Source organism: Streptomyces sp. NBC_01013 (genome assembly GCF_045162765.1).
Classification (GTDB): domain Bacteria; phylum Actinomycetota; class Actinomycetes; order Streptomycetales; family Streptomycetaceae; genus Streptomyces.
In genome coordinates this window covers 1,201,884-1,219,791 of sequence record NZ_CP108687.1, presented here as the reverse complement: position 1 = coordinate 1,219,791, position 17,908 = coordinate 1,201,884, and the positions used below count along the sequence as shown (strand labels likewise).

At 70.6% G+C, this 17,908-nt stretch carries 14 protein-coding genes; 5 read left to right on the top strand and 9 right to left on the bottom strand.

The annotated features are described in order from the left end of the window. Positions 1-101: 101 nt before the first annotated feature. The 5 genes from OG538_RS05175 (at position 102) to OG538_RS05155 (ending at position 4,857) form a co-directional block, all read left to right on the top strand. On the top strand, positions 102-686 hold the full coding sequence (locus OG538_RS05175; RefSeq protein ID WP_406090602.1) for a rhodanese-like domain-containing protein: 585 nt from the start codon (positions 102-104) through the stop codon (positions 684-686). A 273-nt stretch (positions 687-959) separates the two neighbouring features. Continuing rightward, a complete protein-coding gene (locus OG538_RS05170) occupies positions 960-2,318 on the top strand; it encodes a rhodanese-like domain-containing protein (RefSeq protein ID WP_406090600.1) in 1,359 nt (452 codons plus the stop codon). A gap of 84 nt (positions 2,319-2,402) precedes the next feature. Further along, the gene (locus OG538_RS05165) at positions 2,403-2,768 is read left to right on the top strand and encodes a rhodanese-like domain-containing protein (RefSeq protein WP_406090598.1); all 366 of its coding nucleotides are present in this window, start codon (positions 2,403-2,405) and stop codon (positions 2,766-2,768) included. Continuing rightward, on the top strand, positions 2,765-3,508 hold the full coding sequence (locus OG538_RS05160) for a sulfite exporter TauE/SafE family protein (protein ID WP_406090596.1): 744 nt from the start codon (positions 2,765-2,767) through the stop codon (positions 3,506-3,508). The genes OG538_RS05165 and OG538_RS05160 overlap by 4 nt, the downstream gene beginning before the upstream one ends. A gap of 80 nt (positions 3,509-3,588) precedes the next feature. After that, a complete protein-coding gene (locus OG538_RS05155) occupies positions 3,589-4,857 on the top strand; it encodes an MFS transporter (RefSeq protein ID WP_406090594.1) in 1,269 nt (422 codons plus the stop codon). A 152-nt stretch (positions 4,858-5,009) separates the two neighbouring features. Here OG538_RS05155 and OG538_RS05150 read toward each other — a convergent pair whose 3' ends face one another. From OG538_RS05150 to OG538_RS05110, 9 genes are all read right to left on the bottom strand, one after another. Then, positions 5,010-6,431, bottom strand: a complete 1,422-nt coding sequence (locus OG538_RS05150; protein ID WP_406090593.1) for a cation:proton antiporter — start codon at positions 6,429-6,431, stop codon at positions 5,010-5,012. 160 nt (positions 6,432-6,591) lie between these two features. Beyond that, a complete protein-coding gene (locus OG538_RS05145; protein ID WP_406090591.1) occupies positions 6,592-7,599 on the bottom strand; it encodes an aKG-HExxH-type peptide beta-hydroxylase in 1,008 nt (335 codons plus the stop codon). A gap of 106 nt (positions 7,600-7,705) precedes the next feature. Beyond that, entirely contained in the window at positions 7,706-10,264 is a 2,559-nt protein-coding gene (locus tag OG538_RS05140) for an insulinase family protein (protein WP_406090589.1), read from the bottom strand. After that, entirely contained in the window at positions 10,261-11,343 is a 1,083-nt protein-coding gene (locus OG538_RS05135) for a HesA/MoeB/ThiF family protein (RefSeq protein WP_406090587.1), read from the bottom strand. The genes OG538_RS05140 and OG538_RS05135 overlap by 4 nt, the downstream gene beginning before the upstream one ends. Then, positions 11,340-12,575, bottom strand: a complete 1,236-nt coding sequence (locus OG538_RS05130) for an aKG-HExxH-type peptide beta-hydroxylase (protein ID WP_406090585.1) — start codon at positions 12,573-12,575, stop codon at positions 11,340-11,342. The genes OG538_RS05135 and OG538_RS05130 overlap by 4 nt, the downstream gene beginning before the upstream one ends. Continuing rightward, positions 12,575-13,816: an aKG-HExxH-type peptide beta-hydroxylase gene (locus OG538_RS05125; protein ID WP_406090583.1), complete on the bottom strand. Its 1,242-nt coding sequence runs from the start codon at positions 13,814-13,816 to the stop codon at positions 12,575-12,577. The genes OG538_RS05130 and OG538_RS05125 overlap by 1 nt, the downstream gene beginning before the upstream one ends. Further along, a complete protein-coding gene (locus OG538_RS05120) occupies positions 13,813-15,075 on the bottom strand; it encodes a hypothetical protein (protein ID WP_406090582.1) in 1,263 nt (420 codons plus the stop codon). Before OG538_RS05120 ends, OG538_RS05125 begins: the two co-directional genes overlap by 4 nt. Continuing rightward, a complete protein-coding gene (locus tag OG538_RS05115; protein ID WP_406090580.1) occupies positions 15,057-16,349 on the bottom strand; it encodes a tetratricopeptide repeat protein in 1,293 nt (430 codons plus the stop codon). The genes OG538_RS05120 and OG538_RS05115 overlap by 19 nt, the downstream gene beginning before the upstream one ends. A 2-nt stretch (positions 16,350-16,351) precedes the next feature. Then, positions 16,352-17,899 (bottom strand): NAD(P)/FAD-dependent oxidoreductase, encoded by a 1,548-nt coding sequence (locus OG538_RS05110; protein WP_406090578.1) that lies wholly within the window; start codon positions 17,897-17,899, stop codon positions 16,352-16,354. Between the last annotated feature and the right edge of the window lie 9 nt (positions 17,900-17,908).

The window sequence follows — 17,908 nt, the reverse complement described above, 5'->3', positions numbered from 1 at the left end:
CGCCCCGCTCGGGACGTCCATGCCCTGACGCCCCTCGTGCGGGGGCGCCTGCTCTCCACTTCCCGTCCCTGTTCCCGTTTCCCCTTCACGGAGTAGTTCTCATGACCACCGACGCTTCCCGTATCCCCGCCTTCACACCCGCCGCCCTTCAACACCTGATCAAGACCGGCGACGGCCCCCGTCTGCTCGATGTGCGCACACCCGGCGAGTTCCAGACCAGTCACATCCCTGGCGCCTACAACGTGCCCCTGGACACCCTGCGCGAGCACCGCATGGAGCTGGGGCGGCATCTGGACGAGGACGTGGTGCTGGTCTGCCGCTCCGGGGCCCGCGCCACGCAGGCCGAGGAGGCGCTCGCCGAGGCGGGCCTGCCCAGCCTGCGAGTCCTCGACGGCGGCATGATGGCCTGGGAGGCTTCCGGCGCACCGGTCAACCGCGGCCCGCAGCGCTGGGAACTGGAACGTCAGGTCCGTCTCATCGCCGGCTCGATCGTGCTCGTCAGCGGCATCGTGGGCTTCTTCGTCCCCGGCGTGCACCTGATCGGCACCGCGGTCGGCGCCGGGCTGACCTTCGCCGCGCTCAGCAATACCTGTGCCATGGGCATGATGCTCTCCAAGCTGCCCTACAACCGCGGCCCGCGCACCGACATCCGCACCGTTCTCGCCTCCCTGCGGAACCGGTCGTGAGCATCCCGCTCACCCCGGGCTGCGATCCTCCGATTGAGTAACGCCGCGAGGACTCGCTCCCGGCGATCGCCGTGAAGTCCTTGTCCAGGCCCGGCGGTGTTTCGGTGGACCGAGGTCAGGACCCGGCGGGGCGGCGCCGCAGAACGCCCGAGAGCTGAACGGGCCCCGCGCCAGGGGGGAGCCGCCTCACACTCCAGCGCCGGAAATACCCCCATGGGTATATTTGGTTCAAATGAATACCCCATGGGGTATTTCGAGGAAAGGAGCAGCTTCGTGTTCTTCATCGAGACCATCGAGCTGGAAGGGCTTGGCAATCGTCACTACCTGGCCGGCGGTAGGGACACGGCCGTGGCCGTGGACCCGCCGCGGGACTTCGACCAGGTCCTGGCGGCGGCGGCCCGGCGCGGGGTACGCATCACCCACGTCGTGGAGACGCACATCCACAACGACTACGTGACCGGCGGCCTGGAGCTCGCCCGTGTCACCGGAGCCGCCTACCTCGTGCCGGCCGGTGCGCACGTGTCCTTCGCCCGGGTGCCGGTGTCCGACGGCGACACCGTGACCGTCGATGCCGCTCTCGTGCTGCGGGCCGTCGCCACCCCGGGGCACACCCCGCACCACACCGCGTACGCGCTGGAAGAGCAGGGCACCCCCGTCGCCGCGTTCACCGGCGGTTCGCTGCTGATCGGCACCGTGGGCCGCCCCGACCTGGTCGAGCCCCGGCTGACCGAGGAGCTGGCCCGAGCCCAGCACGCCTCAGCACACCGTCTGGCAGCCGAGCTGCCGGACGCGACGGCCGTCCTGCCGACGCACGGCTTCGGCAGCTTCTGCTCCTCCGCGCAGGCCGAAGGCGACCACACCACCATCGGCCGGGAGAAGTCCGCGAACACGGCGCTCACCACCGACGTCGATTCCTTCGTCGCCGAGATCCTGGCCGGTCTTGAGGACGTCCCCGCCTACTACGCGCACATGGGCCCGGCCAACGCCGCCGGTCCCGCCCCAGTAGACCTGACACCCCCGGCCGTCGCGGACGCCGGTGAGATCTCCGCCCGGCTGGCTGCCGGTGAATGGGTCGTGGACCTGCGCAACCGGGTCGCGTTCGCCGAGGGCCACGTCGCCGGGAGCTTCAACTTCGAGTCGGACGGCAAGATCGCCACGTATCTCGCCTGGATGATCCCGTGGGGCAAGCCGGTGACCCTGCTCGCCGAATCACCCCAGCAGCTGGCCGCCGCCCAGCGGGAGCTGGTACGCGTCGGCATCGACCGGCCCGCAGCCGCAGCCACGGGCACTGCGCAGGAGTGGGCCGGCGAGGGCACCTCCCTGGCATCCTTCCCCCGCGCCACCTTCACCGGCCTGGCCGAACAGGGAACGGACGACGTCGTCCTCCTGGACGTGCGCCGCGACTCCGAACGAGCCGCCGGACACATCGAAGGCTCTGTGCACATCCCGGTCCACCAGCTGCACCAGCGGCTCGGCGAGGTCCCGGCAGGCACCGTCTGGGTGCACTGCGCGGGCGGCATGCGCGCCGCGATCGCCGCCTCCCTCCTGGACGCCGCCGGCCGCGACGTGGTCGCCGTCGATGACGCCTTCGACTCCGCCACCGCTGCCGGGGTGCCCGTTGTCACCGGCTGATCAGTCAGCCGGTGACAAGGCCCCCGGCGGCCGGCCCGATTCCTGCATGCACTTCCTGCACGACCGCATTCGAGAGGTCCTGTGATGTCCCTGTTCTCCCGAGGCAAGAAACGCGTCACCGTCGAGGAGGCCCATCGGCGCACCCAGGGCGCCCACGCCCCGGACGTCCTGCTGGACGTCCGTGAGCGGGGCGAGTGGGACGCCGGGCGGGCGCCCGGCGCGGTGCACGCGCCCCTGTCCGCCCTGGTCGCGGGGGCTGCACTGCCGCAGGCAGCCCAGGGGCGGCCGCTGGTGGTGATATGTCGCAGCGGAAACCGCTCGCAACAGGCCGCCGAGCTGCTCCGTGAGCGCGGCGCGGACGCGTGGGACGTCAAGGGCGGCATGCAGCAGTGGGCTGCCGCCGGGCACCCGGTCGTCGGCGCACGCGGCACGAAGGGCTCGGTGGCATGACCGCCCTGATACTCGCACTCGTCGCCGGAGCCGTCGTCGGCCTGGCGCTCGGCGGACTCGGCGGTGGCGGCAGCGTCCTGGCCGTCCCCGCCCTGACCTACCTGATCGGCATGCCGCCGGCGGAAGCGATCACCGCCAGTCTGATCATCGTCACCCTGACGTCCATCACCGCGCTCACCGGGCACGCCCGGGACGGCAACGTGGTCTGGCGGACCGGACTGCTGTTCGCTGCCGCGGGCATCGTCCCCGCCATGCTGGCCGGCGCGGTCGCCGGCCATCTGCCCCAGGCAGGTCTGACCATCGCCTTCGCCGTCGTCGCGGGAGTCGCCGCACTGCGCATGCTGCGCCCCGCGCCCGCCCCTGCCGCGGGCAAGGTGCGCCCCGCCAAGGCCGGCGCCGCCGGTGCCGGCCTCGGCGGCGTGACCGGGCTGCTGGGTGTGGGCGGCGGTTTCCTCGCCGTGCCGGCCCTGACACGGGTGCTGAACCTCCCCATGCGGCGGGCCATCGGCACCAGCCTGCTGGTCATCACCATCAACTCGATCGCCGCGCTCAGCGCCCGGACCGGCACCGGAGTGCATCTGGACTGGGCCGTCATCGCGCCCTTCACCGCCGCCGCGATCCTCGGCGCCTGGGACGGCAAACGCTACGCACAACGACTCAGCGGCAACACGCTGCAGCGCGTTTTCGCCTGCGCACTGCTCGCGGTCGCGGCCTTCATGCTCGCCGACGCGTTCATCTGACCCGTCCGCCCCTTCCTTCCGGCTCGCCGTGCCGGTTCCCGGTCAGGCCCGCCACCCATAGACCGCAAGGACGCCCACGTATGACGACAACCTCCCCGACGCAGCGGCCCGCCGGACCCGCCGTGCGCCTCGGGCTGCGGGAGAACCGGCTCCAGTTCACCCTCCTCGTCGTCGTCAACGTCGCCGTCGGCGGCCTCGTGGGCCTGGAACGCACCACCGTGCCGCTCATCGGCACCGACACCTTCGGCCTGACCAGCGACCTGGCGGTCTTCTCGTTCATCATCGCGTTCGGTCTCACCAAGGCCCTGACCAACCTCGCCGCCGGAGCCCTGACCGCGCGCTTCGGCCGCAGGCAGCTCCTCCTCACCGGCTGGCTGCTCGGAGTCCCCGTCCCCTTCATGCTTGCCTGGGCACCGTCCTGGACCTGGATCATCGCCGCGAACGTCCTGCTCGGCCTCAACCAGGGCCTGGCCTGGTCGATGACCGTCAACATGAAGATCGACCTCGTCGGACCGGCCCGCCGCGGACTGGCAACCGGCCTCAACGAGGCCGCCGGATACACCGCCGTCGGCGCCACCGCACTGCTCACCGGCTACCTCGCCACCGGCTACGGCCTGCGCCCCGTCCCCGAACTCCTCGGCGTCGTCTTCGTCACCGCCGGCTTGGCCCTGTCCCTCACCGTCCGGGACACCGCCGCCCATGTGGCCCTCGAACTCGCCCAGCACCCGAAACCACCGCCCAGCAGTGAGAAGACCGGCCTGGCCGCCACGTTCATCCGCACCTCCTGGCGTGAGCGCTCCATGCGCGGCGCCAGCCAGGCCGGACTTGTCAACAACCTCAACGACGGCCTCACCTGGGGCGTCTTCCCCCTGCTGTTCACCGACCACGGCCTCGGCCTTGCCGCCGTCGGCCTCATCAAAGGCATCTACCCCATCCTGTGGGGCATCGGGCAGATCCCCGCCGGCCACCTCGCCGACCGCGTCGGCCGTAAACCTCTCATCGTCACCGGCATGCTCGTCCAAGCGGCAGGTTTCATCCTCGCCCTCGCCCTGCTCAGCGATCCCCTGCTCGCCGGCGTCCTCTCCGCCGTAGTTCTCGGCCTTGGCACTGCCATGGTCTACCCCGCCCTCATCGCCTCCGTCTCCGACCACGCACACCCCGCCTGGCGCGCCAACGCTCTGGGCACCTACCGGTTCTGGCGCGACATCGGCTACGCCGCCGGAGCCCTCCTCGCGGGCATCCTCGCCGACACCCTCGGCCTGCATGCCACCGTCATCGCCGCCGCTACCCTCACCGCCGCCTCCGGCCTCCTCGCCGCCCGCTGGATCACCGACCACGCCAAGCACTGACCCCCGCTCCCCACCACCCTGCTCGGCCGCGAAGGGCTGCTCCCGCCGGACCGGGCGATGTGCGCCTCGGCCGCTCGGCAGCGTGCTGAGGGCTGTCCCGGTGTTCTGGTTCGACGGTACGAAGCAGGCTGCTCACCAGATTTGATGGACAGTCAGCTCGTGTCGGGAGCCCGTTCCGCCTTCGATCCCCGGTCGTGGATCAGTTCGGCAGCGCCGGGCGCGTCTTCCGTGGACGCCCGGGTCGTGTCCTGTCCCTCCGGGGCGTGCAGGCCGTGCTCGCGGAGCCGTTCCTCCGCGCTCTCCTCGATGCGCCGGGCAGCAAGTCGCAGGACGGGCGGCGCCATCAGTGGGGTGATGATCGCGATGAGCACGATGATGCTGTACATCGCGGTGTTCAGCAGACCGACCCGCAGTCCGATCACCGCGATGACCACCTGTATGACGCCCCGGGCGTTGATTCCCGCGGCAAGTGCCAGCGCCTCCCAGCGGGTGAGTCCACCGGCGAACAGCCCTGTGGCCGCCCCGAGATATTTGCCGGTCACCGCGAGAGCCAGTGCGATCAGGCCCCACAGGGCAGTCGTGGGAGCGGCGAGTGCGGTGAGGTCGATACGTAGACCTGCTCCCGCGAAGAACAAGGGTGACAGGAAATGCAGCACCGTCGTCCGAAGCGGCTCCAGCCGCTGGGTCAGCTCCTTCGGGCCGTGCGTACCTATCAGGATGCCGCAGAGGAAGGCGCCGAGAACGGCCTCGAATCCCAGGGCCTGTGCTCCTGCCGCGGCCAGGACGAGCAGGACGACAGTGACGGCGGTGCTCGCCCCTGGGGAGTCGGAGGACCCCACCGCGGACAGGACGCGGCGCACCAGCTGACGGCCGAGCGTGAGAAAGGCGAGGATGACGAGGGCCATGTGGATCAGGGGCGTCGCGATTTCGCCCGCTCCCACGCCAGTGGTGGCGAGCGCGGTGACCACGGACAGCAGCAGCCAGCCCACGATGTCGTCGATCGCTGCCACCACCATGATCATCTGGCCGACGTTGCGGTGGAGGAGCCGCATGTCGACAAGCGTCCGGGCGATGACAGGAATGGAACTGACACACATGGCGACGCCGATGAAGAGGGCGAAGACGACCGGATCCGCGTCCGCCGGTCTCAACTGCGCCGGGAGAGCGTGCCCGAGCCATAGCCCCATGGCCAGCGGCAGCAGGAGACCGGCCGCGCTGATGCCGGCAGCGGCGCGGCCACGCCTGCGTGCCAGCGCCATGTCCAGATGCATTCCCGTGAAGCCGACGAGCAGCAGGACTCCGAGCTGTCCGACGGCATCCAGCAGGTGCATCTGCGCGGTGTCGCGGGGGAAGAGCCATGCGGAGAGAGCGGGAAGCGCGGGTGCCAGCACGGACGGACCCAGCAGAACTCCTGCCGCGAGCTCACCCGCGACGGCGGGCAGGCCGAGCTTGCGGGCGAGTCGGCTCAGGACGAGTGCGAGCCCCAGCAGCACACCGATCTGAAGGAGGAACACCAGCAGGGTGTGCGGAGCCGGCGGAGCGACGGTGTCGGCCGCGAGTCGTGCAGGAGACATGGCAGGGTCCGTCCGGGCCGAGTGGTTCTGACTGGGCGTGAAGCACGCACGAGGACTGGGGAGTTCGCAAGGGCCGGCGGCGGTGCTCCGGCCTTTGGGTGCGGCGCACCGGGTGGTGGTGGCAACCGGAGTGGCCGTCGCACCGCCCCATGTGCAGGAGTCAGGCCGAGGGAGGCACGGAACCGACGCCCGCCGTCGCCTCCTGGCGGCGGCGCTCGGCCTCGTCAACCAGTCGGACGCCTGCCTCGGTGAGATGTTTCTCGAACTTCCGCAGCGTCGTGCCGGCCGCGGCCGCCTGCCCGGCCAGGAGTTGGGCGCGTCGGGCCAGTCCTGCGCCGTCGGAGCCCTCGACGCCTGCTCGTGCGTACAGCTCCGCGCAGCGCGTCAGGACGACGAGTTGCTGCGTCAAGCCGGCGAGGGGACGCGGGTCCGAACGCAGGGGTGTGCTGACCCGCGGGGCCTCTCCGCCCCGGGGGCTGCGGATCAGCGGCTCAGTCGTCGCGGAGGCATTGCAGACCGTGTGCGTGGCCTCGTGCAGGAGTGACTCGGCGAGCAGGTGCTCCGCGCTCACTCCGTCACGCGGTGTCAGCTGGAAATCGCTGATGAAGACGGCACCGTGGGCGACGAAGTCGGTGAATCCGATCAGTCCGTGGCCACCGAGCAGGGAGACCTCGGCCACTGCGGTGACCACCTCCGTGTACGCCTGCGGCCAGGCCGCGTCCAGCAGGGCGAGCGCACGGTCGAGCAGTGCGCGCTGCGGCGGGCTCCAGTCGGTCAGATGACTGGTGACCGTGGACCGGTCCATCTCGGGCGGGGCCTGGGAGAGCGCACGTCGCACGCAGCGTGCGGCGTAGTCCGACTCACCCGTGCGGGCGAGCCCGTCGCGCCTGCGGGTGCGGTAGGCGGCTTCCTGCCGGAGCGTGGCGAACCAGAGCGCGCCGGCTTCCTTTGCGTCCTGCTTCCGCAGCGAGTGGTACGCGGAGTAGAGGCCGGGATAGAGGGGCCCTTCGTCGGCGGACGGGCAGGAGGAGGCGAGGGGATCGTGCGGTGCTGTGTCCCCCGGAAGGGAGGTGAGGAGCTCGTTCAGCTCGCCGGTCAGGGACAGCTCCAGCCGCTGCCGGTGGCCGGCGGCTGCGTGCGCGTCGGGGTCGAGGAGCGTGCCGGGCATGCGGCTTCCGCCTTTCCGTTCATGATCTGCTGCTTTCGGTTCCCACCGGTGGGTGCCGCTCGTGGGCTCGGCGTGGTGGCTTCTGCGGCTGTCCGGAAGCAACCGCTCATCCCAGCGTTGCCGCGGCTGGTCGCACCGGACCGAGCCAGGTGCTGACAGCCTGCTCGAGATCGTCGGCTGTGACGGAGAGCAGTCCGCCACCGCCGCGAGAGGCCGGACCCCATCGCCGGACCACCTCGCGTGGGCCGGTGACCGGCCGCGGTGTGAAGGTGCGGGATGCCATCAGCCGCGCCGTTTCGAGGCCGTCGCGGTCCGGTGGACGGTAGCGCTCGCAGATCCTCTCCCGGAGACGGGCGAGCCGCTCCTCTCCCGCCGGGTCTGCGTGGATCCAGATGCCGAGGCCACCACGGCCGGGATCGTAGAAGGCATGCGTCGCATAGGCGCCGCCCTCCTCCCGTACCCACGGATGGAGAATGCGACGCTGCACGTCGCGGGCCAGGACCTCCGCCACCGCGGGCGCCGCCGCCGGCGGCAGTGGCCATACGAGCGCGTGGGCGTAGCCCTCACCGCGGGCCGGCACGCGGATGCGGTCCCGCGCCTGGGCCGTGTCCCAGGAAGTGGCGTCGTCCGTGGCAGGGGGCGGCAGCGTCGCGGCCAGTTCCTTGGCCACCACGAGAGCCGCGGAGCCGAAGGCCAGCAGCCGGACCGGGGCACGTTCCGCCCGGTCCAGGAGCCGACGCAGTCCCGCGACCACTGCCTCGCTGTCCGTCATCCCTTTCCACGCGACCATGGCGGGCAGCCCGGCCATGGCGTCATGGGCGGCTCCGGTGGCCGACACCTCGGCGAATGCGGCGCTCTCCGACAGTTCCTGAGGGGAGAGCAGCAGCCTCCCGGAGCCGGCGCGCAGCAGCGCCGATACGACTGCCGAGGCGCGTACGGCGCCCTGCTGCCCGTCCAGAAGGTCCCGAAGCCGGGAGGTGCTGCGCTGCCAGCCGGCCGGCGTCCAGCCCGCGACGAAGAGGTCGGCCACGACCCCGCGCCCTTCCTCGCGAACCTGTGGAATCCCCGGAAGGAGCCGCGTCTTGCCGGCGCCCAGGGACAGAAGTTTCACGAGTGGCTGGAGCAGTGGCGCGTCAGAACGGTCCACCGGCAGGGACACGCGGGCGACCACCGTGCCGTCAGCATCGGGGGGATCGAGGAGGTCCAGGCCCGGTCCTTGCGCGTGGGCGGGGGCCAGCGGCTGCCACGGCCGGTCACCGAGCGGTCTGAGGGGAAGACAGCGGGCGTCCCGCGAAGGGGGTTGCAGGCGCCACAGGGCCTGGTCCGACTCGACGCGCTCCGTGGTCGGAGGTCCACCAGGCTCGGCGATGAGACCGGCCGGGTCGAGGAACGCCGCCGCCGGCCGGGGTGGGACGCTCGCGGCCTCGACGCTGCCGGGGACCAGCAGGGCGAAGGGGGCCAGGCCCGCTGATCTCGCGGCGGAGACCGCGAGCCCCCAGCGGATGCCGTCGGGAAGTCCGCCGTAGGGTTCCGCGAAGTGTTCGAGGAGGGTGGGAGGGCGCGGCCCCTCCGGGGACGCACCGTCGGTGGCCTTACTGATCTCACGAAGGAGGCTCTGCCCTGCCTCCTCGCGCGCCTGGGCGTCGAGGCCGTCACCGGGCGTTGCCACGAGCAGCACCACGTCGTCCCCGACGGCAGACGGGGGACAGATCAGCCGGTCGTTCCCCCGCCGACCCCATGCCTGGATCAGCACCGCGTGTGCGTGCAGGGCGCCCACCCACGACGCGGTCTCGCGACCCGGCCAGGACAGCGTGGCAGTGACCCAGCTTCGCCGTGCCAGGGCCGCGGGCGGATGCAGCGCCGTGACGCTCCGGGAAGGCTCGGCCGGGAGCGTCCGGCCGGCGGGCGCGTCCGCTGTCACGCGTGCCAGCGCGGTCAGGGCATCGACGAGTCCTGGTCCCGTCCCGAACGAGAAGGAGGCACCGGGCCGGTAGTGGGCGCGGTGGAACGCGCGCGTGTCGGCGGCGGTCAGCTCGGGCAGGGCGGACGGCACGCCCTCGTGCCGGAATCCGTGGTGGCTTCCGGGTGCGTGGCGGGCCGCGAACAGCCGGGACAGCCACTGGGTGGGCCGTTCGGGCTTCAGCCGCATCTCGTTGTGCACGACGCCTGTCCACGCGTGCGCCCGCGTCGCACTCTCCGAGGACGGCAGGGCCCTGCACGCCTCACGGGCAAAGGTGCGGTCGGTGAGCAGCGGATGATAGACCGCGTCCAGCAGGACATCCAGCTGTCCGCGGTGATCCTCGGCGTCCGTAGCCGAGAAGGTGTACGACGTCCGGCCCGTTTCGGTGAAGCCGTTGAGGAACGCGGAGCCGCAGCGCTGGGAGGCGGTCAGCAGAGCACTGCTCATCGGATAGGCGGCGGAGCCGGCGCCGACCCAGTGCTCCAGGACGTGCGCCGCTCCCCGGTCATCGGTGGCGGGCGTCTCGATGACGACTCCGAAGGTGTGTTCCCGCTCCTCGGAGCGCTCGTGGTGCAGGTGCTTCGCGCCACTGGGGTGTTCCCAGAGACTGATCGCCCCGCTCTCGTCCCGGTGGTGCCGGCAGAGTTTCCATCCGGCCGTCGAGGCAGCGGTCCGGAGCCCGGGAGGTGTCTGCAGCCCGGTCACGCGGGCCTCACGAACTGGCTGGGCAGCGGCAGGGGTGTTTGCGTGTCCGAACAGACCGCGCAGTCAGGATCGTTCGGGACTTCACTCAGTACGGAGGTGAGGTCGCCGCCCATCTCCCATACGCGGTCCGCCGTCAGAGGAGTGATGCCGAGCAGGTGACGCAGGGCGTCCATGGCGATCATGCCCCCCGTCATCGATCCGAGCGGGCTGAGCGCACCGGAGTCACCTCGCGGCAGCAGCTGCTGGCGCCGCAGCATCTCCCCGCGCTCGGGGCGCTCCCTGAGCAGTCCGCTCCAGTCGCACATCGAACAGGCATCGCCCTGTCGGCGGTGGAAGGGGCCGACGCGGGACCCGCTGGCTTGGAGGAAGGGGACGCCGGCGCGGTGGGAGGCAAGAGCGACCCACTCCTTGATCAGCCACGGCGGCTGATCGGCCACGCCGAGCACCAAGTCGGCGTCAGCGAGTATCGGTGCGAGGTCTCCGGCTGAATCGATCATCATGTGGTGGCCGTCGAACGTCGTACGAGGGCTGAAGCGAAGGGCGGAGTCCCGGGCGGCGTCCACCTTGGGCCGCCCCACGTCCCCTTCGGTGAACAGGATGCTGCGGTTCAGGTTGGACAGTTCCACGGTGTCCCCGTCGACCACGGACAACCGGCCGACGCCGCAGCACAGCAGGTTGTACACCGTCCAGCTGGCGAGGCCCCCCAGCCCGACGACGACGCAGTGTGAGGCCCGCAGTCGGGCGAGCATGTCGTACCGGTCGTCCCCCCTCAGTTCAAGCTCGGAAAGGAAGTTGAGGAGCCGGTCGAAACGTCCGAGATCGGGATCGTCGGACGGCGGGCGCACCTCTTCGAGAAGGCCCGCCTCGTGGAGTTCCCTCATCCAGGGACGGGCGTGGACGTCTTCTGTGGTCAGCCCGGCACGCAGTGCGTGCAGATGGCGCATCTCCTCCTCGCCGAACGGCGTCACGCGCCTGGCCCGGGGGCCCAGACGCAACAAAAGGCTGTCGCCGGCCCAGACCGCTTGCACACGGCCGCGGAGTCTGAGCAGGGGTGCTGGGGTGATGGACGTGCCCGTCATGCGTGTTCGACCTCGGCCCACATGTCGGACCACAGCCGTTGACCGGCCGCGGTGAAATTCAGTGAGGTATCGCTCTCCACCTCGAGGAGGGCTTTGTGGAGCAGACCCACCGACTCGGCGTGTCGTGCTTCGTGTTCGGTGCTTCGGCCCGCCTCGATGGCGTGCCGGTGGAACGCGGCGATCCTGGCGAACGCGAACACCGTCTGCAGCATGGCGGAGAGCGGCCGGGGGTCCTTGCGCACCGGTGAGGCGAATGAGGTGTCGATGGCGCCCGTCACGAGCGGATCGAGTTCCTCGATGAGGGTGAGCCGCAGGTGTGCGGCTTCGTGGAGCAGGTGCTCGGCGGTGTACACGGTGGACGAGAAAGGGTGTTTGGCCTCGGAGAGGAACACGGCCCGCATGAGGCAGGCTTCGGCGAAGCTCGAGTGGAAGGCGCTGCTGTAGGGGACGAAGAGCCTGACATACGAGTCGAGTTCCGGCATCAGACCGGGCCAGACGGTCTTGATGAGGCCGTAGGCGGCGTCGATGTCGGTGAGCTGCGCCGCATCGGCGTCCAGCGGCTGCAGGTCGGGGGCCGGGTACCCCTCCATCGGAGGCTTGCTGTTCATGGAGGCGAGGTGGCGGCGGATCCACGGGTCGGCCGCGGAGACCTCGATCCTGGAGTCCGCGATGACATGGTGGCGGACCCGTCGCACGCAACCGAGTACATCGGCGCCCTCACCCATGAGGTACTCCTCCGGAAGCCGCAGGATCCCGTCCCGGCAGCTGCCGTCCCCGTCGGGGCCCGCGCTGACGGCATCGACGGGCTCCGTCGACGTGAAGTGGGCCGCCAGGCCGGGGAGATGGATCTCGTTCGCGGGGGCCGGCAGCCGCAGCAGGGTGCGGCTGCCGGAGTTCCTGCGCAGGTGGGGCACCAGGAGGAAACGCCCGAGGTCGCGTGACCACGCGGCGACGAACGCACGGTCGCCGCGGACGCACGCGTCCAGCAGCTGGAGCCAGTAGTAGGTGAAGAACGGGCTTCCGACGACATCGTCCGCCGCCTCGTCGTCCAGGGAGTTGAACCGGTCGCGCCATTCCCCGAGTTCGCGCTCCGTCCCGGGCCCCGCGAGGGCCGCGAGGCGTCGGGTGACCGGTGTCACGGAAGCCCGCAGACGCGAGGCGTAGTGGCCGGCGGCCTCGTCGGCCCCCGTGACCACTGCCAGGTGCCCTCCCGTATCCACGCTCGGTGTCATCACATTTCTCCCAGCAGGTAGTCGGAGTCGTCGGCAGGCTCCACGTGGCCGCAGTGCGACACGACGGACAGCCGGGCGCGGTCGATGTCGTTCATGAAGTCCAGGCCCTCATCGGTGAGGCGGACAGCCACACGCACCGTCCTGAGCGCGATGTCGACCTTCTCCACCAGCGCCTTTGCCTGGCGGGCGCCGCGTTCGGCGTCACCCGTGCCTTCACTGATGCGCAGCAGCGCTTCGGCAGCGCGGGTGAAGACGAACGCGCCGTGGAGGAGGCCGGCCACCGGTCGGGGGCCGTTACGGAACGGACTGTCGACCCGCTCGTCCCAGCTGTGGGTGTGCAGGTCGGTGACGGCCATGACCGCGTTCAGACGCAGATGGGATGATTCGTGCACCAGCCGCTCGGCCAGGAAGAGCGGGTCCGTGAAGTCGTCGCGCAGGAAGACGGCTCCCTGCCAGGCGGTGTTGGAGAACGCCGCAGTCTGCAGGCTGTGGATCGGGACGACCAGCGACACGTTGGCCGTGATCTCGTCGTGCATGGACGGCCACGCCGCGCGGAGCCTGTCGCACACATCCTCGAACCGCTGGGTCAGCGCGTGGCCGGCGGTCACCGGCCGGACGTGCTCGGTGGAGAAGCTCTTCGGGTCCGCGGCAAGTTCGGCGAGCATCGGGGGCAGACGTTCGTCGTCGCCGTCCAGCACGGGCCGTTGCGACGCGTGCGGGGAAAGGGTGCCGCTCGCTCCGGACTCACTGAACCAGTGCAGTCCGCCGTCGGCTGCACCCCGGAAGTGGACAGTGCCTGCGACCGCGGGGGTGTGGTCTCGCAGCCGGGGGCCCCCGACGCCCAGGGACAACCCGCCGCCCTGGCCCGCCTGCAGTTGTACCGGCCCCGGGAGCAGCCCGGCAGCGGGCAGGAGCAGACTGCTGGTGAGCCGGTCCGTCGCCGTGCGCGCGGCCACCGGGTCCGAGGCCCGTAGCGCGGTCACGAGCCGGGTGAAGGAGGCGTGGAAATAGGGGTCCCGCGCCAGGGTGGCCCGTGCGGCGGCCGGCAGCTCCGGCAGACGTTCGAGCAGGGGTACGAGGGTTGCCGCGTTCTCGGGACGGACCTTGGCGACGAGGCCGGAGATCCTGGCCAGCTGCCGCAGGCGCAGGGTGAGGATCGTCTCCAGCACCTCCCGGTGTGCCTCGGCGTCGGGCGCGAAGCGCATGGGCCGTGTGCGGCCGGGTGCGTGGGTGGCTGTCATCGTTCCCCCTTTCCGAGACCTTCGAGAAGTGACTGCAGACGCTCTCCGGCCCAGGGGCGCAGCCCTCTCAGTGACGTGCCGGGCAGCAGATCCTGGAGCAGGACGAGCGGTGTGACCGCCCAGGGGTCGCACTGCACGGCCTGGGCGAGTGACGCGACCGCGTGCTCCGTGTCGTCGAGGGCGACCGAGCAGCGTGCCGCCTGGGTGAGGGCATAGGCGGTGTAGGGCGCTCCGATCACAGCGGCGTCCTGGTAGCACCTGCGGGCGTCCTCCGGCCGCCCCTTGTGGCGCAGGTGGTCCCCGAGGCGCAGGTGGGTCTTGGCGTCCAGAGGGTCGTGGGCGACGAGTTCTCGGTAGTACCGCTCGGCGGTCTCCTGGTCGCCCGCTGCGGCTGCGGCGCGCCCGCGGGTCTCCAGCAGGGGGTGCATGTTCTCGTGGGCGAGCAGGCTGTCCTGGCAGGAGGGGTCCGCGAGCGCCCGGCGTCCGAGCTCCTCCGCGCGGTCCAGCATCCGGCGCACTTCGTGGTGGTCGCCATCGAAGAAGGGCAGGAAACTGACTCCACGCCAGTAGACGCTCATCTGGATCGGGTCCACCTGGTCGGGCTCCTGACCGGCGACGAGGTCGTCGGCCAACGTGCACCATGACCGCAGTCGCACGGGGGAGCGGTCCGACTTGGCGTGATGGACGATGAGGTTGACTGCCGCGTTCAGCCGCAAAGCGGAGGGGAGTTGCGAGAGTGCGATCTGTTCCGTCACGTCACTTGCCCGTGCGCGGGTCCGGTCCGTGGGGCCCGAGGACTTGAGCGCGGCGTTGCACCGGAAGTGGGCGAGCCGTGCGGTGACCGTGGATGCCGTGACCTCGACGTCGTCGGGCACGAGCCGCAGCACCAGGTCCCAGAAGCCGAGCTTGGTGAGCACCGCGACGAGTTCGGCCTGTGCCTCCTGGGTGAGGGCGGGCCAGTCGTCGAGGCCGTCGCAGAGCTTGTGCCAGGCCGGTTCCCGGTCGGCATGCGCGACCTCGCGCGGGTCGTGAAGGGCGATGTCGCCGTCCTCCAGACGCAGGAACCACCGGAGCCGGCTGAGGGTGTTGATCTGGTAGAACGGCACGGGTTCCCCGGCCAGCAGACAGCGCCCCATCGCGGCGACCGACCGGGCGTGGATCGGACCCTCCTGGGACGTCAGATCACGGTAGGCCCGGAGAAGGCCTTGCCCCGAGGAAGCCGTCCCCTCCTGCGGTGCTCTCAGGAAAGCGGTACGCACTGCGCCTCCTCGTTGATCCGGTCCTCACGGAGGGACACAGCGGTCCGGCCCGCCCAGTCGGCGAGCCGGTCGTCACCCCTGGCGCGCGATACGCGCTCCTGCAGAAGCAACGGGGTCACCGAACGAGGGTCGCCGCGATACGCGCACATGAGGGCGTAGACCGCGTCCTCGTCGCCGCTGAGCTGCGCCGCCTTGCTCCACGCCAGGGCTCGGAAGGGGGCGCCGAGGGGAACGGCGGCCAGGTAGGCGTCGCGGGCGAGCTCAGGTTCTCCGCGCCGCCGGTGCACGTCTCCCAGCTGGATGTGGACCTTGCCGTCCGACCAGTCCCGGTCCCGCAGCTCCCTGCTGAAAGCGAGCGCCCGGTCCAGATCTCCCAGAGCGGTCGCGACTTTCGTCCTCGTCTCCAGCAGAGGGTGGAAGTTCTGGGCCCGGACCCAGCGTTCCTGCGGCGTCCCGTCGGACAGCCGGCGTGCATGCGCCTCTGCCCGGTCGAGCTGGGCATCGGTCTCCCGAAGGTCCCCGTGGAGGAACGGTGCGAAGCTGACGGCCCGCCAGTAGGTACTCAGATGCACAAGGTCCCGCCAGTCCTTGCCGGGATCGAGCACCTCGGCGTGGCGGGCCGCCTCGCGGCAGTACCCGGTGACCCGGTCGACATCCTTGAGCCGGCTTTGCGAGTGAAGGACGACCAGGGTGGTGGCTGCCCCCAGCCGGGTGGCGGGCGGCAGGTCGCCGCAGTTCATGACCCGCTCCAGCGCCTCGACGCTCGAAGCGAGCAGCGAGCCGGTGCGGTCGACGACCGAACGGGCATGGGTCAGGCCGACGGCGAGCTGGAGGGCGTGAGGGTCGTCCGGACGGTCGGGAAGCGGCCAGCTCGCGAGGTAGCGGTAGAGCCCGAGCGAGGCGAGCAGGGAGGCCAGGGCTCCGCGGTGGACGGGGTCCGCGCCTTCGGCTTCCTCGCACCAGTCAACGAGTTCCCGCCACCGTGCGGTGCGCAGGTGCGCGGGCAACGCGGAGGGGGTGTCACACGCGTACTCGCGCAGGGAGTCGGACTCGGTGATCCGTTCGCGGAGGGACGGCCCGGGCCGGCTCTGGATCGGCAGCCGTTCCTCCGGCGTCGCCCGCATGTTCATGTAGGCGAGCTCTGTGCTCAGCGCGCTGTAGGGGGTGGCGTCGTCCGCGTCGCTGAGGTCCAGCATGGGGCGCCAGAGATGGAATTCCGGGGGTCTGGTGTTCTTCACGGGCACGTCGAACGGCAGACGCAGGAACGGTTCCACGCTCAGACCACCCCCGCCCGCACCCGTTCGGCATCGATGAGTCCACTGCTGTGCAGCAGCGATACGAGGGACTCCAGTCGCCGGTCGTCCTGCCAGAGGCTCCGGGGCGTACGTCCCCGGTCGAGTGCACGCACGAGGGCGACGGCAGGTGAGTCGGCGCGTACCACCACCGCCGCATGGTCGGACCCCTCACCGAAGACACCGAGGGCGGAGGCCAGCCGCCCTCCGTGGCGGCTGAGTACCGGGCGCACCGAGACTCCCCGGGAGAGAGCGATGGTGTCGGCGTCCAGGCGGGCCTTCGTGGTGGGGCTCGGCCGTGCGTCGTCGAGCAGCGCGGCGAGGGCAGCGGGCATGGGGAGCGCACCGTCGCGTTGCCATCCCTGGAAGAGCGGGATGCTGATGTCGCCCAGGTCGTTGAAGATGCGCTGCGCCTCGGCGGGGTCCATCGCCGAAAGGTCACGCTCGGTCCAGAAGCGGCTGGAGCCTCCGTTGACGCCGTAGAGGAGCCGCACCATGGTCTGGACCCGCCGGTAGTGCTTGCGGATGCCGGAGTCGTACCAGTCGGCTACGTCGGCCTCGGCGATGCCGTCGCAGAGAAGCCCGATCGTTGCCGCCGCGGCGGAGACCCCGCTGTGCAGCGCGCCGTGGACGCCGGTGGAGAACAGCGGGTCGACGAAGAAGGCGGTGTCACCGACGAGAACGCATCCGTCGTGCCACAGGGGGTCGGCCACGATGTGGTTGGTGTAGCGCAGCAGCCGGGCGTTTCCCTGGGGGGTGCTTCCTTCGAGGAGCGAGGCGACGAGTGTGCTCGTCGCGATCTGTTCGGCGAGCACCGTATGAGGCTTCTCGCTCAGATCGCTCTCGTCCCCGACGAATCCCACGCTGGTGACGTGCTCGTCGAGGGGGATGAACCAGAGCCAGCCATCCCGGGTGGCCTCACTGATGACGTTGTTGGCCTGCTCGCCCTGGACCCGCGCGGCGTGCTCGTAGTAGCCCGAGATCGCGACCCTCCTGGGGCCACTGACGTCGACGGTGAGTCCGAGCCTCTTCGGGAGGAACTGGAACAGGCCGCTCGCGTCGACGACCAGCCGGGCGCGGTGGGTGACGGGCCCGTCCTCCCCCTCGCTCACGACTCCGCAGACCCTGCCGGCCGTATCCCGCAGCAGTCCCCTGACCCACTGACCGTGGCTGACCCGGGCGCCGGAGACGGCGGCATGGTCGAGGAGGATCTGATCGAACCGGGCCCTTCGCACCTGATACGCGAGTCCCGGCGCGGGGAATCCGAGATCTATGCGCTTGTGATCCCTGCCCCACACGAATACGGCGCCCGTTTTCGGAAGGAATCCCTCTGCGGCAAGCAGAGGGGCGACTCCTATTTCCTCCAGGAGTGGAATCGACATGGCGAGCAGTGACTCCCCGATGTGATGCCTGGGGAATTCTTTTCCTTCGACAATACGTACAGACAAGCCCGCGCGGGCAGTAATCGCCGCGTATGCGGATCCGGCGGGTCCGCCGCCTATGACGACGACATCGACGTCTTCCTCAACCATGCCTTCTCC

What these genes read in the sequence shown, in the direction of transcription:
- OG538_RS05175 (WP_406090602.1), top strand. Translation starts at nt 102, where the DNA reads ATGACCACCGACGCTTCCCGTATCCCCGCCTTCACACCCGCCGCCCTT.
- OG538_RS05165 (WP_406090598.1), top strand. Translation starts at nt 2,403, where the DNA reads ATGTCCCTGTTCTCCCGAGGCAAGAAACGCGTCACCGTCGAGGAGGCC.
- OG538_RS05160 (WP_406090596.1), top strand. Translation starts at nt 2,765, where the DNA reads ATGACCGCCCTGATACTCGCACTCGTCGCCGGAGCCGTCGTCGGCCTG.
- OG538_RS05155 (WP_406090594.1), top strand. Translation starts at nt 3,589, where the DNA reads ATGACGACAACCTCCCCGACGCAGCGGCCCGCCGGACCCGCCGTGCGC.
- OG538_RS05150 (WP_406090593.1), bottom strand. Translation starts at nt 6,431, where the DNA reads ATGTCTCCTGCACGACTCGCGGCCGACACCGTCGCTCCGCCGGCTCCG.
- OG538_RS05145 (WP_406090591.1), bottom strand. Translation starts at nt 7,599, where the DNA reads ATGCCCGGCACGCTCCTCGACCCCGACGCGCACGCAGCCGCCGGCCAC.
- OG538_RS05135 (WP_406090587.1), bottom strand. Translation starts at nt 11,343, where the DNA reads ATGACGGGCACGTCCATCACCCCAGCACCCCTGCTCAGACTCCGCGGC.
- OG538_RS05130 (WP_406090585.1), bottom strand. Translation starts at nt 12,575, where the DNA reads ATGACACCGAGCGTGGATACGGGAGGGCACCTGGCAGTGGTCACGGGG.
- OG538_RS05125 (WP_406090583.1), bottom strand. Translation starts at nt 13,816, where the DNA reads ATGACAGCCACCCACGCACCCGGCCGCACACGGCCCATGCGCTTCGCG.
- OG538_RS05110 (WP_406090578.1), bottom strand. Translation starts at nt 17,899, where the DNA reads ATGGTTGAGGAAGACGTCGATGTCGTCGTCATAGGCGGCGGACCCGCC.